This window comes from Herpetosiphon geysericola, assembly GCF_001306135.1.
GTDB classification, from domain to species: Bacteria; Chloroflexota; Chloroflexia; order Chloroflexales; family Herpetosiphonaceae; genus Herpetosiphon; species Herpetosiphon geysericola.
The window spans coordinates 84,135-98,280 of the sequence record NZ_LGKP01000046.1 but is presented as its reverse complement, the minus strand read 5'-3'; the positions used below and the strand labels follow the sequence as shown (position 1 = coordinate 98,280).

The window sequence follows — 14,146 nt, the reverse complement described above, 5'->3', positions numbered from 1 at the left end:
ACCAAGCTAGGTTGATCGAGGAGTGTAGTTGGCCATGACCGAACGCCAACCCAACGAAGCCTCTGAGTATAGTCGCGCGCCGACTATTCTTGTTGTCGATGATGATACGACGATTTGCCGCTATTGCTCGAAAGCGCTGCGCAATGTCGGCTATCAAGTTGTTGATACAACGTCGGGCTTGGTCGCGCTTGATTATATGCGCCATCAAGGGTTCGATTTGTTGTTGACCGATATTAAAATGCCTGAGATGAGCGGCCTAGAGTTGGCTCGGCAGGCTCGGGCGTTAAATCCAGGCTTGGCTGTGATTATCATGACTGGCCAAACTACCTTGGAAACGCTGCGCGAGGCGGTGCAACAGGGCGTAACCAGCTATCTGAGCAAGCCCTTTGAGATTGAAGAAATGCGCTTGAGCGTTGCCCAAGTGTTGCATCAACGAGCAACGGTGTTGCAAAAGGTCAAGCTTGAAGCAATTGTGCATCAACTCGAATTAAGCAGTGCCTTTAATCGCACGCTTTCGCTGAGTGAATTGTGCGGCGAGATTGTGCGGGTTACCAATAGCGAAATTGGCTGTCAATTTGGCTATTTCTTGTTGCAACAGCCTGAGGAAGCACCACGGTTGCTGATGGGTAATGCCACTCATCCCCAATTGAATGAAGTTGGTTGGCAGTTATTGCAAGAAACCTATCACCAGCAACAGCCAATTCAAACCACACTCAATTTAGCCAATACTGAACATAACGTCATTACGTTTCCCTTGCGGGTTGGCGGGGCGATGATCGGCAGCGCTTTATTTGATTATACTGAAGCCTTGCCGAGCGCTCAGATCGAAGGCATGATGCTGTTGCTGAATCAAGCAGCCTCTGCCTTGAATAATGCCCAGCTTTTTACGCGGGTACAAGAGGCCAACGGGCGTTTGCAAGAGCTTGATCGGCTGAAAAGCGAGTTTATTTCGATCACCTCGCATGAGTTGCGCACGCCGCTAGCGGTGGTGCTTGGCTATGGCATCGTGATTCAAGAACGCAGCGAGCAGCCAATTCGCACCTATCTTGATCGTTTGGTCGAGAGCGCTCAGCGCATGAAGGAAATTATCGACGATATGACCCACCTGCGGCGTTTGGATACGCGCCAAACCGAGTTGCAGGTTGAGCCAATTGTGCTTGATGAATTGCTGTATGAAGTTATCGAGCAAATGCAAGGCCTGGCCCAAAAGAAAGCCCAAACGATCTCATTGGCCACGCCGCCCGATGCACTTTGCACCTTGTATGCAGATCGGGCCAAAATTGCCTTGGTGTTGATGAGTTTGCTCTCAAACGCCATGAAATTTACCCCAGCAGAGGGCATGATTACGCTGCGAGCATGGTGCGAGACGGTGCAAGCTGTGCCCTATGAACACACCTATTTCAAAGGCACGCTACAACCTGGGCCATGGGTGTTTGTGAGCATCAGCGATTCGGGCATTGGGATTCCTGAATCGCAGTTGCAACGGATTTTCGATCGGTTTTACCAAGTAGCCCAATCACTCACCCGTGAGTATGGGGGTACTGGGGTAGGTTTAGCCCTTGTGCAAGGCTTGGTTGCATTGCATAATGGTCATGTTTGGGTTCAAAGCGAAGAAGGTCGCGGCAGTACGTTCACGGTTGCACTGCCACAGCGGGGGCTTTAGCCTCACAAGTAGGAGTTTGTATGGGCTACAGGGTCTTTGTGGTAGCTGGTGATAATACGGTGCTTCAATCGCTGAGTACGGCTGTCACAGGCGAAATTGAGCTTTCGATGCTGCAATCGTCCAACGAGGCATTGTGGGAATTGCAACAAATTGCGCCCGATGTCTTGATTGCCGATTATGATTTGCCCGGGTTTAGCGGCTTGGATTTGGCAGATCTTGTGCCAAATTTTGCGCCCGACACGCGGGTGATTCTGGTCGCTCGTTCGGCCAACCCAGAGGTTGCTGAGCAAGCAGCCCAGCGCGGCGTATTTCGGTTTATTGACCGCAATTTAACGGCAGTTTTGGTGCTTGATGCTTTAGATGAAGCGCTGCAAGCAGCGCCACCACCGCGTCCGGTCGAGCCTGAACCAGTCTACGAACCAGAGCCAGAGCCAGAACCACAGCCTCAAGCACCGTCGCGCTTTGCGCCACCGCCAAGCGTTTCTAAAGCGCCTGCGCCTGCCAAAATGGGTGGCCCACCGCCAGTTTCCAAAGCGCCAACTCCTGTAGTGCGGACAACTACGCCAGCCCCAGCGCCAGCCAGCATCAGTAAAGGACCGCCACCTGTTAGCCCACGCCCAACTGCACCACCTCAGCGCTCGCGGACTGCGCCACCGCCTGTTAGTGCGCGCCCAGCGCCAGCGACGCGCTCAGCGCCACCACCAGTTAGCCCACGGCCTACCGCCCAACAACCAACGCGGCCTGCGGCAACTCCTGCACGGCCAGCAACAACTCCGGCGCGCCCTGCTGCCCCAACCCAGCAAACGCCACCGCCAGCTCAGCAAACGCCACCACCAGCGAGCAATGCTGATGATGTGTTTGGCTCGAAGTTGCGCAGCGGTGGTTCGTTGGTCTTGACTGCTGAAACTTTGGCTCCCTTGGTAGCCAAACTCAAAGATCTCGGGGTGCAGCTCGGTGCTCAATCAACAATTTTGACCGACCGCTGGGGCGTTCCGTTGGTTGAAGAAGGCCACACCTCGCTGCCATTGCCGCCATTTTTGCCCTTGTTGGCCACCAGCTTTTCGACGATGGTCGATTATACCCGCCAACTGCATAACGATCCTGGCAGCGGCCTGTATATGCACGAAGGCGACATCTACGATTTTTATATTTTTGATGTCGGCAAGCAATTTTTGTTGGTTATGGTCTTCGATAAAACCATCGCCGCCCCCAAACTGGGCACGGTTTGGTTGTATGCCAAGCGTGCTGTGCGCGAATTGGCCGACGAGCTTGAGGGCTAATTGCCTATCAATGAAGCTGTGTAGCCAAGCCTCAGCAACTACACAGCTTCGTTCTCAGCATCCATTCACCCGCTAGAATGCAACTGATTAACCCTTCGGTGTCTTGCCTACATCCCATTTTCCATCGTATTCTAGGCCTAGCTAATCCGCACTTGCGACAATGACGTCACTGCATCTTTTGTGTTGTGAGGTATCCACCATGACAACCCACGCAGCTACCGGTGCATCGCAGATTGAGCACAGCTATAACGCTGGTTTTGCCGCCGCCGAGCAAGCTTGCTCGCAGCTTGCCCCCCATTTGCCCACCTGTCTAATCGCCTTTACCACCGATACCTATGATCAAGCAGCAGTTGTGCAGGGAATTCGTGCTGCCAGCCAGCAAGCGCCATTAATCGGTTGCTGCGCAGGCGGTATTATTAGTAATGCTGGCACCTATACCAATGGCGTGGTGGTTCTGGCATTGACATCCGATGCGCTCAAACTCGATTTAGGCTTAGTGGCCGGAGTAAAAGCCGATCCCAGCAAGGTTGCCGATCAATTGGCCGATCAATTGGCCGATCAATTGGAAGCTGCCTTGGATCAGGCAGCTGGTTCGCAGGCAGCGCTCGTGCTGGTCGATGGTTTGGCTGGCACCTTGACCGATTTTGTGCAACATGCAACTGCCGCGTTTGGCCCACTCTGCCCGATGGTTGGCGGCGGCGCTGGCGATAGTTTCCAGTTCAAACAGACCTATCAATTTGTCAACGATCAGGTGATTAGCGATGGGGCGGCGGTTGGGGTGTTGCAATCGCCCACGCCAATGGGAATTGGGGTGCAACATGGCTGGGAGCCAGCGGCCCGTGGCTTGGTCGTTACTCGCAGCGAAGGCACAATCATCTATGAGCTTGATGGTCGACCTGCCTTTGCGGTTTACCAGGAGCTGTTTCCCGATTTGACAGTCGAAAATTTTGGCCGCTTTGTGATTGACCACCCCATTGGCTTGCCCCAAATTAATGGCGAGTTTTTGATTCGTGATCCACTGCGCACCCATCCCGATGGCTCGATTGAATGTATTGCCAGCGTGCCCAAAAACGTGGTTGCCCACATTATGCATGGCTCGCCCGAAACCTTGTTCAACGCAGCCCAACTGGCGACCAAACGTGCTTTAGCTGCGATTGAAGGGCCGCCAGCAGCCTTAATTATTTTCGATTGTGTTTCGCGCTTGGCAATGCTTGGCGACGAAGCTGCGACCGAAGTTCAACGTATTCGCGAAGTTGCAGGCTTGGATGTGCCAGTGGTTGGGATGTTTAGTTTTGGCGAAATTGCCGCTGCGGAAACTGGCGGCGCATTGTTCCACAATAAAACCGTTGTTGTGTACGCTATTGGTCAGGCCTGACCATTGAACGGATGACGTTGTATGCTCAATCGTGAAATCGAACTAGCCATTCTCTATGAAATTTCGTCGCTGCCTTTAACGTTAACAACGATTGAGGCCACCTTGGATGTTGCCCTCGATAAAGTAACCAGATTGTTTGCCTGCGAAGTGGCGATTTGCTATCTGCTCGAAGCGCCGTTGCAATTGGTTGCTAAGGCTGCGCGTGGTGTGCGGCTCAAGCGGGTTTTGGCCACGATTGAGCTAACAGAGCCAGCCCAACTTGGCACCTATAGCCAAGCATGGCAGGGAGGCGAAGCGTTGCCATGGCCAATTGATCCCTTGCAAGGCCAATATCCAATGCAAGCAGCCATGGGCCTGCCAATTTGGAATGAAGGCGCATTGTTGGGTTGGATTTTTGCGGGGCGCTTGAAAGGCCAGACATTTAGCACCGTCGAAATCTCGTTATTTAATATTTTTGCCAACCGCATTGGCAGCGCTTTGGCGATTACGCTTGGGCGATTGCGCGATCAGCAGCAGCAACGCGATTTAGCTCAAGCCAATGCTCAGCTAGAGCAAACCCTCAGCCGATTAACCGATGTGTATCAAGAGCAAGAACGATTGCTGCAAACCATTCGCGAGCTTTCAGCGCCATTGCTGCAAATTGCCGATGCAGTGATGTTGTTGCCGCTAATTGGCACGGTTGACCAAGAGCGAGCCAGCCAAATAACCGCCAACGTCTTGCAGACAATCAGCCAACATCATGCCACAGTGTGTATTATTGATATTACGGGGATTGCGGCGCTCGATTATATTGCCGCCAATAGCCTATTGCAGCTGGCTCAATCGGCGCGCTTGCTCGGAACCCAAATTATTCTATGTGGGATTTCGCCCGATGTGGCCCAAATTTTGGTCTCGTTGAGCATGGATTTAGCTGGGATGCGCACAACCAACGATTTGCAGCATGCCTTGCGTTTAGCCTTTCAACTGGCTGGCTCGCGTGGTTATAAACTGTTTGCTTAACCAACAAATGGGTGAACTCAACCCATTGAGCGCACCCATTTTTGTATCCCGACCTACTTGGGCCTAATCTGGCTCCCAGACACCTTCGCCATCCATTACCCGTTGTAATTGTTCTGGAAACCGATCGTGGCGTAAAGGTTTGCCAATAAACCCATCGAACCCCGCAGCGCGTACTTTGGCAACGTCTTCTGCTGTGTTATCAGCACTGACTGCAACCACGATTGCATTCAGTAATTTTGGATGAACCCGAATCTTTTCGAGAATGCTGTATCCGTCATCACCAGGCAAATTTAAATCAAGCAAGACTAAATTAATTGGTGGAACGTCGTTTTTTGCCATAAATGCGAAAAGCTGCTTTCCTGATGGCCGAACATTACAATAGCGCACGCGTGGGTCATCATTGAGCATTTCGGTAATAATCCACATGTTGTCGGCGTTATCTTCGACAACCATAACAAACGCTTTTTGAATTGGGGGCATCGCTGCATCCTTTCTGTGGTATATGGAGCGCGATAATGGCGTAGCGATCTCACTCTATTGTATGCGACACTTGAAAAAAGTACAACTAGCAGCGTTACGACAGCCCTACGAATCCATCCACACAGTCAGCTTCAATTAACGCATACATTGCCTTATTTTAAGTAATTATTAATGAATTTTGCTTGCAGCTGGATAGCGAATGCAACACGCAGCCCAAAGATCTGCATAATGTGCAGGATTCGATGCAGCTTGCCAGCTAATTTGCCCCCGACCAACGAGCAACTCAAAATGAACAGCTGTATCAATTGGCTCCGATGATACCATGGCTCTAGGCGCAAGCAGCAATCAATCAGCCTTGAAAAACGTTGCAACTGTTTGGTAGATCGTGCTCTAAGCAGCGCAGACTACGCGTAGATAGACCAACGCCCCGCTTGATCAATTGATCAGCGGGGCGTTGGCTAATTAAAAAAAGAACGTGGTTTAGTGATTTAACATGTTCAAGGCATCTTTGCGTTCGCTGACGAAGCGGTTTTTCAAGCCTTGAATAACCCCAGCATCGCTGGTATTTTTGAAGTAGGCTAAGCGACCGTTTGGCAGGGTTTTGCTGCGCTCGGTATAAATCGCATTAATAATTTGCGATTCGCTCATTTGGCTGATATTTTGGCCTTTGAGGGCATTGGTGATAACGCTTGCGCCTGGGCCATGTTGGACTGACGTTGACCAAACAACATCGCGCAAGGCTGGTGAGTATTTGCTCACATCGAGGCCTGCTGCGCTGAGTTTGTTCACTTGGGGTTGATAGTGAGTGTTTTCAATATACTGATGTTGGGCAGCTTTAAAGCCTTCTGGATCGCGTGCAGCGATTTGTTTCCATTTGGCGGTAAATTCTGCACTACCAGGTTTCAAGCCTTCAAACTCTTTAGCATATTGTTGGCCAGCTGGGTTGCGCAAAAATTCAGCGACCCGTCCGCCATTGACGGCAACCAGTTTGCCATCTTTTTTGATCATGGTTTGGCTGGTCATTTGGTATGAACCGTATGAAGCCCCACCAAGGTCGCCCTTGCCCGATGAAACGGTGCCTGGGCCACGTCCGCCAGTTTCGTATTTTTCGGAAAGTTTGCCAATGCTTGAGCCGCTGGCTGCTGCACTTGCGCTGCCACCGCCACCAGAAGCTTTAGCGCCACCAGTTGGTTGTGCAGAGGCACTAGCAGTACCACCGCCACCACCGCCACCGCCACCGCCGCCACCGGAAGCTTTAGCGCCGCCAGCTGGTTGCGCAGAGGCACTAGCAGTACCACCACCACCGCCGCCACCGCCGCCACTGCCGCCAGCCATAACGCCAGCACCAGCGCTTGCAGTGGTTGTTGCTGTTTCAGCAGCACCACCACTTGCGGCACCACCACCAGAAGCGCCAGCACCTTGGGTGCTTGCTGAACCGCCGCCGGTCAGATCGCCTTTAAACAAGCCTGAGGCTTCTTGCTCTGCTTGTTGCATAACCTTTTTGATTTCTAAGGTTGTGCCTTGGGCTACTTGTAATGAGTTGATCAAGCGTTGAACTGCTGGCAACAGATCGGCTTGCATTTCGCGTTGAAAGGCATCCGATGCAGCGCCGATCCAGGTTGAACGTAAGTTTTCAATGGTTTGTTTGAGCGTGCTTTGCAATGCCGTAACGCTATCAGCATTTTTGCTTAGGCGTTGGGCAACTTGGTCAAGTACTTCAAAATCAGCTTGAACGATTGGTGCGGCCATGAATCCTCCAACACTCGCGTGCTAAAAGATGGAAATAGCCCTCGACGGTAGGCTATCGCCAGAAATCTTAACCGTATCCTGCTCTGGGGAATCATGGTAGTGTGTTGGTTGCTATACCACGACTGCCTTATAATGACATAAAAGTGCGATTTGTGTCAAATGGCTTTTAAAATAGCTAGATAGCTTCGTTTTGGAACCAATGCGGCTGTGGTTGATAGCTGTGGCCAGTATTTTGGCGCCGTGTGCCACTGAGGGCCAATGAATCGGCGACAATCAACCGCCATGGCGCAGCAACCGTATGCGGGTCGCTATTGATCCCAATGCGCGGGGTTTGGATAATTGCACTATCAGCCAAGCTTAGGCCTTGCTCAACCCACAATCCAGCCCCACTCGAACAGACATCAACGCCATCAAGCCGCTTGTCGATCGCCATCGCGCGACACAGCATGCCCGGCCCGCTAGCAATCCGCAGCGGTTTGACCAGATCTTTTTGGCCAAGCTCGGCCATGGTTGCAATTCCAGCCAATGGCTCGATCGCCCGAATCAGCACCGCCGCGCCTTCATCAAGCCCTTGCGTTACCACATTTAAGCAATGATAGATGCCATAAATGATGTAGACATAACTAATGCCACCCAATGCGAACATCGAACGGGCGCGTGGGGTGTTGCGACGATGGGCATGGCAGGAAGGATCATCAGGGGTATAGGCTTCAGTTTCAACAATCCGCCCGCGTAATTCTTCGCCACTGGCTAAGCGCCGCACCAAGGTACAGCCCAAAAGCTCACGCGCAACCAACAACGAATGGCGTTGGTAAAAATCAGCACTCAGAATCTGCGTCATACAACGTACCTATTTTCTAGCTCAATTGTGCTGATAAGTATAGCTGATTTTAGGGGTTTAGGTGGTGCTGAGCCAGGTCAAGCTAGCAATAATCAAAAATACCAGCCACGAGGGATGCTTGGCGCGCGAGCCAATCAAGGCAACGCCAAAACAGAGCAAGAAGGCAATTGAACTGGTGCGCAGCAGGGTGATGTGGCTTGCTGCAAGGTTGGTTTGCTGGGCGCAATCAAAAAAGAGCCATGCCATTGCCAAGCCTAAAATACTGGTGATGTGCCAGGTAAAGCGCAGCGTTGGTAAGCGCGATTGTAGCAGTTTATTAGAAGTTGTTTGGATTTGGCGGGCTAATGGACGCAAGATTAAGCGCTCGCCCAAAACGCTGTGGGCTACCGCCATCAGCATGGTGAGTAATCCTGCGACCATTAAAAAGCTATTCATCGCTTAAACTCGTTCACTGCGATAAATGGATGCGCAACACTTGCAATGCGCCAGCCTCAATTTGTTGAATCCGCTGCCGCGTGCGCCCAACAACTGCGCCAACTTCGGAAAGCGAACGACTTTTGCCATCGTTCAGGCCATAGCGCAAAGTCAACACCTCTTGCTCTTGCTCAGAAAGTTGGTTAAGCATTGCCCGCGTATATTGGGCATCGATGCTGGTCAGCAAGCATTCAAGTTCGTCTTCCCAATCTTCGTCGGGCAAGCTATCGCCAAGCAACATATCGGTTTCTTCATTTTTCGGGGTTGCCAGCGAAATTGGCACTTGAGCAATGCTCAGTAAATCGCAAATTTTCTCTTCTGGTACGCCCAATGCAGTGCTAATTTCGTGGGCGCTTGGTTCACGGCCAAGGGCTTGCAGCAATTTGGTTTCAACTCGCCGCACTTTGATCAAGAGTTCCCAGCGATGAACTGGCAAGCGAATAAGCCGACCTTGATTGGCCAGCGAACGGGTAATCGCTTGGCGAATCCACCATGTTGCATAGGTGGAGAAGCGCACGCCTTTGGTTGCATCAAAGCGCTCAATTGCATTCATAAGGCCAATATTGCCCTCTTGAATTAAATCTTGGAAGGGCAGACCAAAGCCGCGGTAGCGTTTAGCAATACTGACGACTAAGCGCAAATTAGCCCGCACTAGTTGCTCGTGGGCTGGCTCTCGAAGCTTGCTCACGCATTGCTCAAAGAGGGCGCAACTTGGGCAGCGTTCAATCCGACAAGCTGCTGAGGGTTGGGCTTGACGAGCCACATGAACAATCTGGGTTAGCTTTTGCTCCTCTTCTGCTGCTAGGAGTGGAGTTTCAGCAATTTCATTAAGATAACGTTGCAGCCCGTCATCAAGGGCTGGTTCGTTGCTGGCGTGCAACATCATTGGTTCACTCCTATTAAATCGATGCTGTGGCGGGCGTATAGCTAGTCTAACCACGATCAGCCAGCTTGGCATCAGGTCGCGACCTGATCTTGAGGTTGTTAATTGGCTGGTTGGGGTATCCGCCGCCAGCATTTTGTGGCATAGCCTCTGCTATAGATGGGGTTCAGAATTAATAAGCTAGAGTGCTAGCTAGCGCCCTAGGTAGTCAATGAGGTTCACATTTATGCAAAGCGAAGCCAATGCTGACGCTTCACCAACCGTTGCTAGTTTGCCCGATGGGGTTTGGATGGGTGCGCACGATCAAGGCAATGGCAAGGTTGCTTTTGCGCTGTATGCACCGTGGAAGCAGAGCGTCCACCTGATTGGCTCGTTTAACGATTGGGATCAAACCGCCGACCCGTTAAGTATCTCGGATCGTGGCGTTTGGTGGATTATCAAAGAGAATTTAACGCCTGGCGAACATGCCTATCAATTTGTCGTCGATGGCGAAACGATTATCGGCGATCCCTATGCCCGTGAATTGCGCTGGGCTGGCGGCGATCAACCGCAAGCAATTATCCACGTTGGTGAGCCAGCCTATGAGTGGCACGATGCTGATTTTGGCATTCGTCCACTCAATGAATTGGTGATTTACGAAATTCATGTTGGCGATTTTAGCGAGGCTGGAACGTTCAAAGCGGTGACCGAGCGCATTCCTTATTTGCAGGATTTAGGCGTTAACGCGCTTGAACTGATGCCTTTGTTTGAGTTTCCAGGTGATCGTTCGTGGGGCTACAATCCCGCCTACTTTTTCGCGCCTGAATCAACCTATGGCACGCCTGCAGATTTGCGCGAACTGATCGATACGGCGCACCAACATGGCATTGGCGTGATTTTGGATGTGGTGTTTAATCACGTCGATCACTCAAGCCCGATCAATTATTTGTATCCCTACGATCAAAGCCCGTTCTTTAGCAGCGATGGCAACCCATGGGGCTTCCCCGATTTGAACCACTGGAACGAAGCGGTCAAGCAATTGATGAGCGATGTGCAACAATATTGGCTCAGCGATATGCACGTCGATGGCTTCCGCTATGACCATGCTGAAGGCATTGGCTTCGATGGCGAGAACGGGGTTTCGTTCTTGGGCTGGCAAGCACGCCAAGTCAAGCAGCATGTCTATTTGATTGCCGAAAATCTCAAAGATTACACTGGCATGGTGCTCAACACCGATATGGATTCGTCGTGGCATCGCTCGTTCCATTCGCAAATGTTTGCCAACTTGCGCGAGGGCGATTTCGAGGGCAATCAATATGGCAATGTTGAAGCAACTATGGGCATTGTTGATTTTCGCAATGCTGGCTATAGCGATAATGCGCAAGCGATCAATTATCTTGAATCGCACGACGAGCAGCGGATTATTTACGAAGCTCAAACCAATGGCAATATTAGCCGCGAAACTGCCTATTTGAAATCACGCTTGGGTGCGATTGTGCTGTTTACCGCTGCTGGCGTGCCCATGCTCTACCATGGCCAAGAATTTGGCATGGATACCGAGCGCACAATCGATAAGAATGTGCTGAAGTGGGAGCTGTTGGAAACGCCAGAAGGCAGCGATTTGCACGCATTTTATCGAGGCATGATCCAATTGCGTACCTCGTCGAAGGCCTTGGTTGGCAACAATGTTCAACCAATTGCGGTCGATGCTGAGCGCAAATTGTTGGCCTACTATCGTTGGGCCGACGATGGCAGCGAGCATGTAATTGTGGTGGTCAATTTTGGCATCACCCTGCAATACCTTGATGTGCATTTCCCAGTTGGTGGCCTATGGCACGAATGGGTCTATAACTACGATCGCGAAACGCCGGAAGGCATTGCCACGATCGAAGTGCCTGGATCTGGTGGCAAGGTCTTTGTGCTACGCTAAAACGCGGTGTTCTATTAACCCCAACCCCTCTTCTGCTAGGCAGGAGAGGGGCTTTTTTATGCCGAACAGCGCTATTTTGAGCCATAGTTGTAGGCTGATGCTAAATAATATTCGAACGAATGTGTTGATTTTGGCCTAAAATCTGCTATACTAGCTGCATTTGGGAGGCTTATGCACGTTCTTGTACCATCAACCACCCAGCTCGTCTGGCAATCGCGCCAATATATTGATGGCGCTTATGCAGCTCCATTGGAATTGCCTGCTATCGCCGAGCAGATTGGCTTTTCGCACTATCATTTTTTACGCCTCTTTCAGCGCAACTTTGAAATTACGCCGCACCAATATTTAATTCAACGCCGCCTTGAACGCGCCCGCGATCTGCTGATTAGCAGCGATTTATCGGTGACTGAGGTTTGTTTTGCCGTTGGGTTTCAAAGCCTTGGCTCATTTAGTAGCCTCTTTCAACGCAGCACAGGCCACGCGCCGAGCCACTATCGCCGCCGCCATTTTCAAGGCATCAGCCTGCCGCGCCACTTTATCCCCGGCTGCTATCGCACGATTTTTGGGCTTGGTTTGCAGCGCGCCAACTAGCTGCGCAATTTTCAAGAAGTTTTCTGCTGCTGCTTCCTGTATACTCACGTTATGAACGAATGTTCGACTGTGTTAGGAGCAACAATGATTACCAAACTTTCGCATGCCACCATTTACGTGCTTGACCATGAGCTAGCCTATGATTTTTATGTGAATAAATTGGGTTTTGACGTGCGTATGGATATGAAGTTGGATAATGGCTTTCGCTGGTTGACGGTCGGCCCAAAGAACCAGCCTGAAGTCGATATTGTGCTGTTTGAGGTCAAAGAGGGTGGCACGATGATGAGCAATGAGATTGTGGCGCAAATGCGAGCCTTATTACAAACTGGCGTGGTTGGGCCTGGCGTTTTCCAAACTGACGATTGTGATGCGAGCTATAACGAATTCAAAGAGCGTGGCGTTGAGTTTGTGGCTCCACCACAAGATCAATTTTATGGGATCGAAGCAACCTTCAAAGATCCCTTTGGCAATATTTTCAGCCTAACCCAGCCCAAATAGCCTAAACGATGTGGTTGCGCCAATCGGCGATGAACTGGCGTTGGAGATCGTTACTGGGCGATGGATAACGCTCATCACGGGAGCCTTGGCGTAACGCAGCAATGTGGGCCAAGGCTTCGGTGTATTCCCAGCCATGCTGTATGAGCAAACAGCCAAGCACGGTGCCCGTTCTGCCCAAGCCGCCCCAACAATGTACATAGACGGTTCGTTGCTGGTCAAGCGCCACAATAATCCGCGCAAGAATCGCCTGCATCTGCACGATTGATGGAACCTGCATATCGGGAATTGGCGCATGGTAACGAATCGGTACTGGTTGTTGATTCAATTGCACTTGCTGAAATGCCGCCAGATAATCGCCAAGCTCGTGGGTTTCGTCCTGCTCAGTCAGGTCAATAAAAAGGCTGATATTTGCTGCACTGAAGCGTTGCAAGCGCACATGCAGTGGTTCTTTATCTTGCAACATTGGATGTTCGCCAGCAAGCAAGCGATTTGGAAGCACCCAATAAGCAGCTGGAATTGGCACAGTGGGCATGCTTTCAGGTTCGGCTGGGCTTAGGCGTGGATGTTTCGCTGCCATTAATTGCTCACTCGTGAGCTGGTTTTAGCGGCATGCAGTTGGCGCAGTAGCTCGGCTGTTGCTGTATTGGCTGGGAAAAACGCCTCAATCGCCAATTCAGAAACCGTCACATCGATTGGCGTGCCAAACACCATGGTTGTGCTAAAAAAGCTGAGCACACCGTGTGGAGTGCGTAACGCAAAGGGCAAGGCAATATCCATGGTTTCATGGTAGGCAGGAATTGGCGTGGAATGCGCTTGATTGGTAGGATAGGCTGCCAATTCTTGGTAGAGTTCGCTCAACGAGCCATCGGCGGTTAGCTCGATTTGATGGCGTAACCGGGCCAACAAATGGGCTTTCCAGGCTGCCAAATTGACGATTTGCGGTGCCAAGCCCTGAGGATGTAAGCTCAAGCGTAGCACATTAACTGGTGGGGTCAAGAGTTCGCTTGCAACGCCTGCCAGAAAATAATCAATACAATTATTCGCCATGATCATCTGCCAATGGCGATTAATCGCAATCGCCGGATATGGCTCGTGACCGTGTAAGACATGCTGAATTGCCTCACGCGCAGGGTCTAAATCATCATCATCAAGCGAACGCTCGCTGAACAACGGCGCATAGCCTGCTGCCACCAAGAGCACATTTTGCTCGCGCAATGGCACTTCTAAATGCTCGGCCAAGTGCAACAGCATATCGCGGCTTGGCTGCGAGCGCCCAGTCTCCAAGAAACTCAAATGTTTGGTCGAAATATTGGCATCGCTGGCCAGATCGAGCTGGCTCAAATGGCGTCGTTGCCGCCATGTACGGATGAGTGAACCAATTGCTGCTTGTTTCATAGCCACATC

Annotated in this window: 14 protein-coding genes; 7 read left to right on the top strand and 7 right to left on the bottom strand. The window is 51.3% G+C overall.

Features of this window, described 5'->3' with window-relative positions; genetic code table 11:
• Window positions 1-34 precede the first annotated feature (34 nt).
• The 4 genes from SE18_RS26475 to SE18_RS26460 all read left to right on the top strand — a co-directional run bounded on the left by SE18_RS26475 (window position 35) and on the right by SE18_RS26460 (window position 5,317).
• On the top strand, window positions 35-1,663 hold the full coding sequence (locus SE18_RS26475) for a hybrid sensor histidine kinase/response regulator (RefSeq protein WP_054537486.1): 1,629 nt from the start codon (window positions 35-37) through the stop codon (window positions 1,661-1,663).
• Window positions 1,664-1,683: 20 nt separating this feature from the next.
• A complete protein-coding gene (locus SE18_RS26470) occupies window positions 1,684-2,943 on the top strand; it encodes a response regulator (protein ID WP_054537485.1) in 1,260 nt (419 codons plus the stop codon).
• Between the two features lie 199 nt (window positions 2,944-3,142).
• Window positions 3,143-4,318, top strand: a complete 1,176-nt coding sequence (locus tag SE18_RS26465; protein WP_054537484.1) for an FIST signal transduction protein — start codon at window positions 3,143-3,145, stop codon at window positions 4,316-4,318.
• A 21-nt stretch (window positions 4,319-4,339) separates the two neighbouring features.
• Window positions 4,340-5,317, top strand: a complete 978-nt coding sequence (locus SE18_RS26460; RefSeq protein ID WP_054537483.1) for an STAS domain-containing protein — start codon at window positions 4,340-4,342, stop codon at window positions 5,315-5,317.
• A 63-nt stretch (window positions 5,318-5,380) separates the two neighbouring features.
• Here SE18_RS26460 and SE18_RS26455 read toward each other — a convergent pair whose 3' ends face one another.
• The 5 genes from SE18_RS26455 to SE18_RS26435 form a co-directional block, all read right to left on the bottom strand.
• The gene (locus tag SE18_RS26455) at window positions 5,381-5,797 is read right to left on the bottom strand and encodes a response regulator (RefSeq protein WP_054537482.1); all 417 of its coding nucleotides are present in this window, start codon (window positions 5,795-5,797) and stop codon (window positions 5,381-5,383) included.
• A 480-nt stretch (window positions 5,798-6,277) separates the two neighbouring features.
• The gene (locus tag SE18_RS26450) at window positions 6,278-7,546 is read right to left on the bottom strand and encodes a WXG100 family type VII secretion target (RefSeq protein WP_054537481.1); all 1,269 of its coding nucleotides are present in this window, start codon (window positions 7,544-7,546) and stop codon (window positions 6,278-6,280) included.
• Between the two features lie 175 nt (window positions 7,547-7,721).
• Complete coding sequence (locus SE18_RS26445) at window positions 7,722-8,387, bottom strand: DNA-3-methyladenine glycosylase (protein ID WP_054537480.1); 666 nt, start codon at window positions 8,385-8,387, stop codon at window positions 7,722-7,724.
• 57 nt (window positions 8,388-8,444) lie between these two features.
• Window positions 8,445-8,822 carry a hypothetical protein gene (locus SE18_RS26440; RefSeq protein WP_054537479.1) on the bottom strand — a complete coding sequence of 126 codons (378 nt, stop codon included), beginning with the start codon at window positions 8,820-8,822 and terminating at the stop codon, window positions 8,445-8,447.
• A 13-nt stretch (window positions 8,823-8,835) separates the two neighbouring features.
• Window positions 8,836-9,747, bottom strand: a complete 912-nt coding sequence (locus tag SE18_RS26435; RefSeq protein WP_054537478.1) for a sigma-70 family RNA polymerase sigma factor — start codon at window positions 9,745-9,747, stop codon at window positions 8,836-8,838.
• Window positions 9,748-9,970: 223 nt separating this feature from the next.
• On the opposite strand from SE18_RS26435, the gene SE18_RS26430 reads away from it, so the two are divergent.
• The 3 genes from SE18_RS26430 to SE18_RS26420 all read left to right on the top strand — a co-directional run bounded on the left by SE18_RS26430 (window position 9,971) and on the right by SE18_RS26420 (window position 12,742).
• Window positions 9,971-11,653, top strand: a complete 1,683-nt coding sequence (locus SE18_RS26430; RefSeq protein WP_054537477.1) for an alpha-amylase family glycosyl hydrolase — start codon at window positions 9,971-9,973, stop codon at window positions 11,651-11,653.
• Between the two features lie 171 nt (window positions 11,654-11,824).
• Window positions 11,825-12,244: a helix-turn-helix domain-containing protein gene (locus SE18_RS26425; RefSeq protein ID WP_054537476.1), complete on the top strand. Its 420-nt coding sequence runs from the start codon at window positions 11,825-11,827 to the stop codon at window positions 12,242-12,244.
• An 84-nt stretch (window positions 12,245-12,328) separates the two neighbouring features.
• Window positions 12,329-12,742: a VOC family protein gene (locus tag SE18_RS26420; RefSeq protein ID WP_054537475.1), complete on the top strand. Its 414-nt coding sequence runs from the start codon at window positions 12,329-12,331 to the stop codon at window positions 12,740-12,742.
• A gap of 1 nt (window position 12,743) precedes the next feature.
• Here SE18_RS26420 and SE18_RS26415 read toward each other — a convergent pair whose 3' ends face one another.
• Complete coding sequence (locus SE18_RS26415; protein ID WP_054537474.1) at window positions 12,744-13,319, bottom strand: protein-tyrosine phosphatase family protein; 576 nt, start codon at window positions 13,317-13,319, stop codon at window positions 12,744-12,746.
• Window positions 13,319-14,137, bottom strand: coding sequence for a helix-turn-helix domain-containing protein (locus SE18_RS26410; protein ID WP_054537473.1), 819 nt, complete (start codon window positions 14,135-14,137; stop codon window positions 13,319-13,321). Before SE18_RS26410 ends, SE18_RS26415 begins: the two co-directional genes overlap by 1 nt.
• Window positions 14,138-14,146: the final 9 nt, after the last annotated feature.

Bases quoted from the DNA above. Each gene is read 5' to 3' on its own strand.
- SE18_RS26475 (WP_054537486.1), top strand. From the start codon at position 35: ATGACCGAACGCCAACCCAACGAAGCCTCTGAGTATAGTCGCGCGCCG.
- SE18_RS26470 (WP_054537485.1), top strand. From the start codon at position 1,684: ATGGGCTACAGGGTCTTTGTGGTAGCTGGTGATAATACGGTGCTTCAA.
- SE18_RS26465 (WP_054537484.1), top strand. From the start codon at position 3,143: ATGACAACCCACGCAGCTACCGGTGCATCGCAGATTGAGCACAGCTAT.
- SE18_RS26460 (WP_054537483.1), top strand. From the start codon at position 4,340: ATGCTCAATCGTGAAATCGAACTAGCCATTCTCTATGAAATTTCGTCG.
- SE18_RS26455 (WP_054537482.1), bottom strand. From the start codon at position 5,797: ATGCCCCCAATTCAAAAAGCGTTTGTTATGGTTGTCGAAGATAACGCC.
- SE18_RS26450 (WP_054537481.1), bottom strand. From the start codon at position 7,546: ATGGCCGCACCAATCGTTCAAGCTGATTTTGAAGTACTTGACCAAGTT.
- SE18_RS26445 (WP_054537480.1), bottom strand. From the start codon at position 8,387: ATGACGCAGATTCTGAGTGCTGATTTTTACCAACGCCATTCGTTGTTG.
- SE18_RS26440 (WP_054537479.1), bottom strand. From the start codon at position 8,822: ATGAATAGCTTTTTAATGGTCGCAGGATTACTCACCATGCTGATGGCG.
- SE18_RS26435 (WP_054537478.1), bottom strand. From the start codon at position 9,747: ATGATGTTGCACGCCAGCAACGAACCAGCCCTTGATGACGGGCTGCAA.
- SE18_RS26430 (WP_054537477.1), top strand. From the start codon at position 9,971: ATGCAAAGCGAAGCCAATGCTGACGCTTCACCAACCGTTGCTAGTTTG.
- SE18_RS26425 (WP_054537476.1), top strand. From the start codon at position 11,825: ATGCACGTTCTTGTACCATCAACCACCCAGCTCGTCTGGCAATCGCGC.
- SE18_RS26420 (WP_054537475.1), top strand. From the start codon at position 12,329: ATGATTACCAAACTTTCGCATGCCACCATTTACGTGCTTGACCATGAG.
- SE18_RS26415 (WP_054537474.1), bottom strand. From the start codon at position 13,319: ATGGCAGCGAAACATCCACGCCTAAGCCCAGCCGAACCTGAAAGCATG.
- SE18_RS26410 (WP_054537473.1), bottom strand. From the start codon at position 14,137: ATGAAACAAGCAGCAATTGGTTCACTCATCCGTACATGGCGGCAACGA.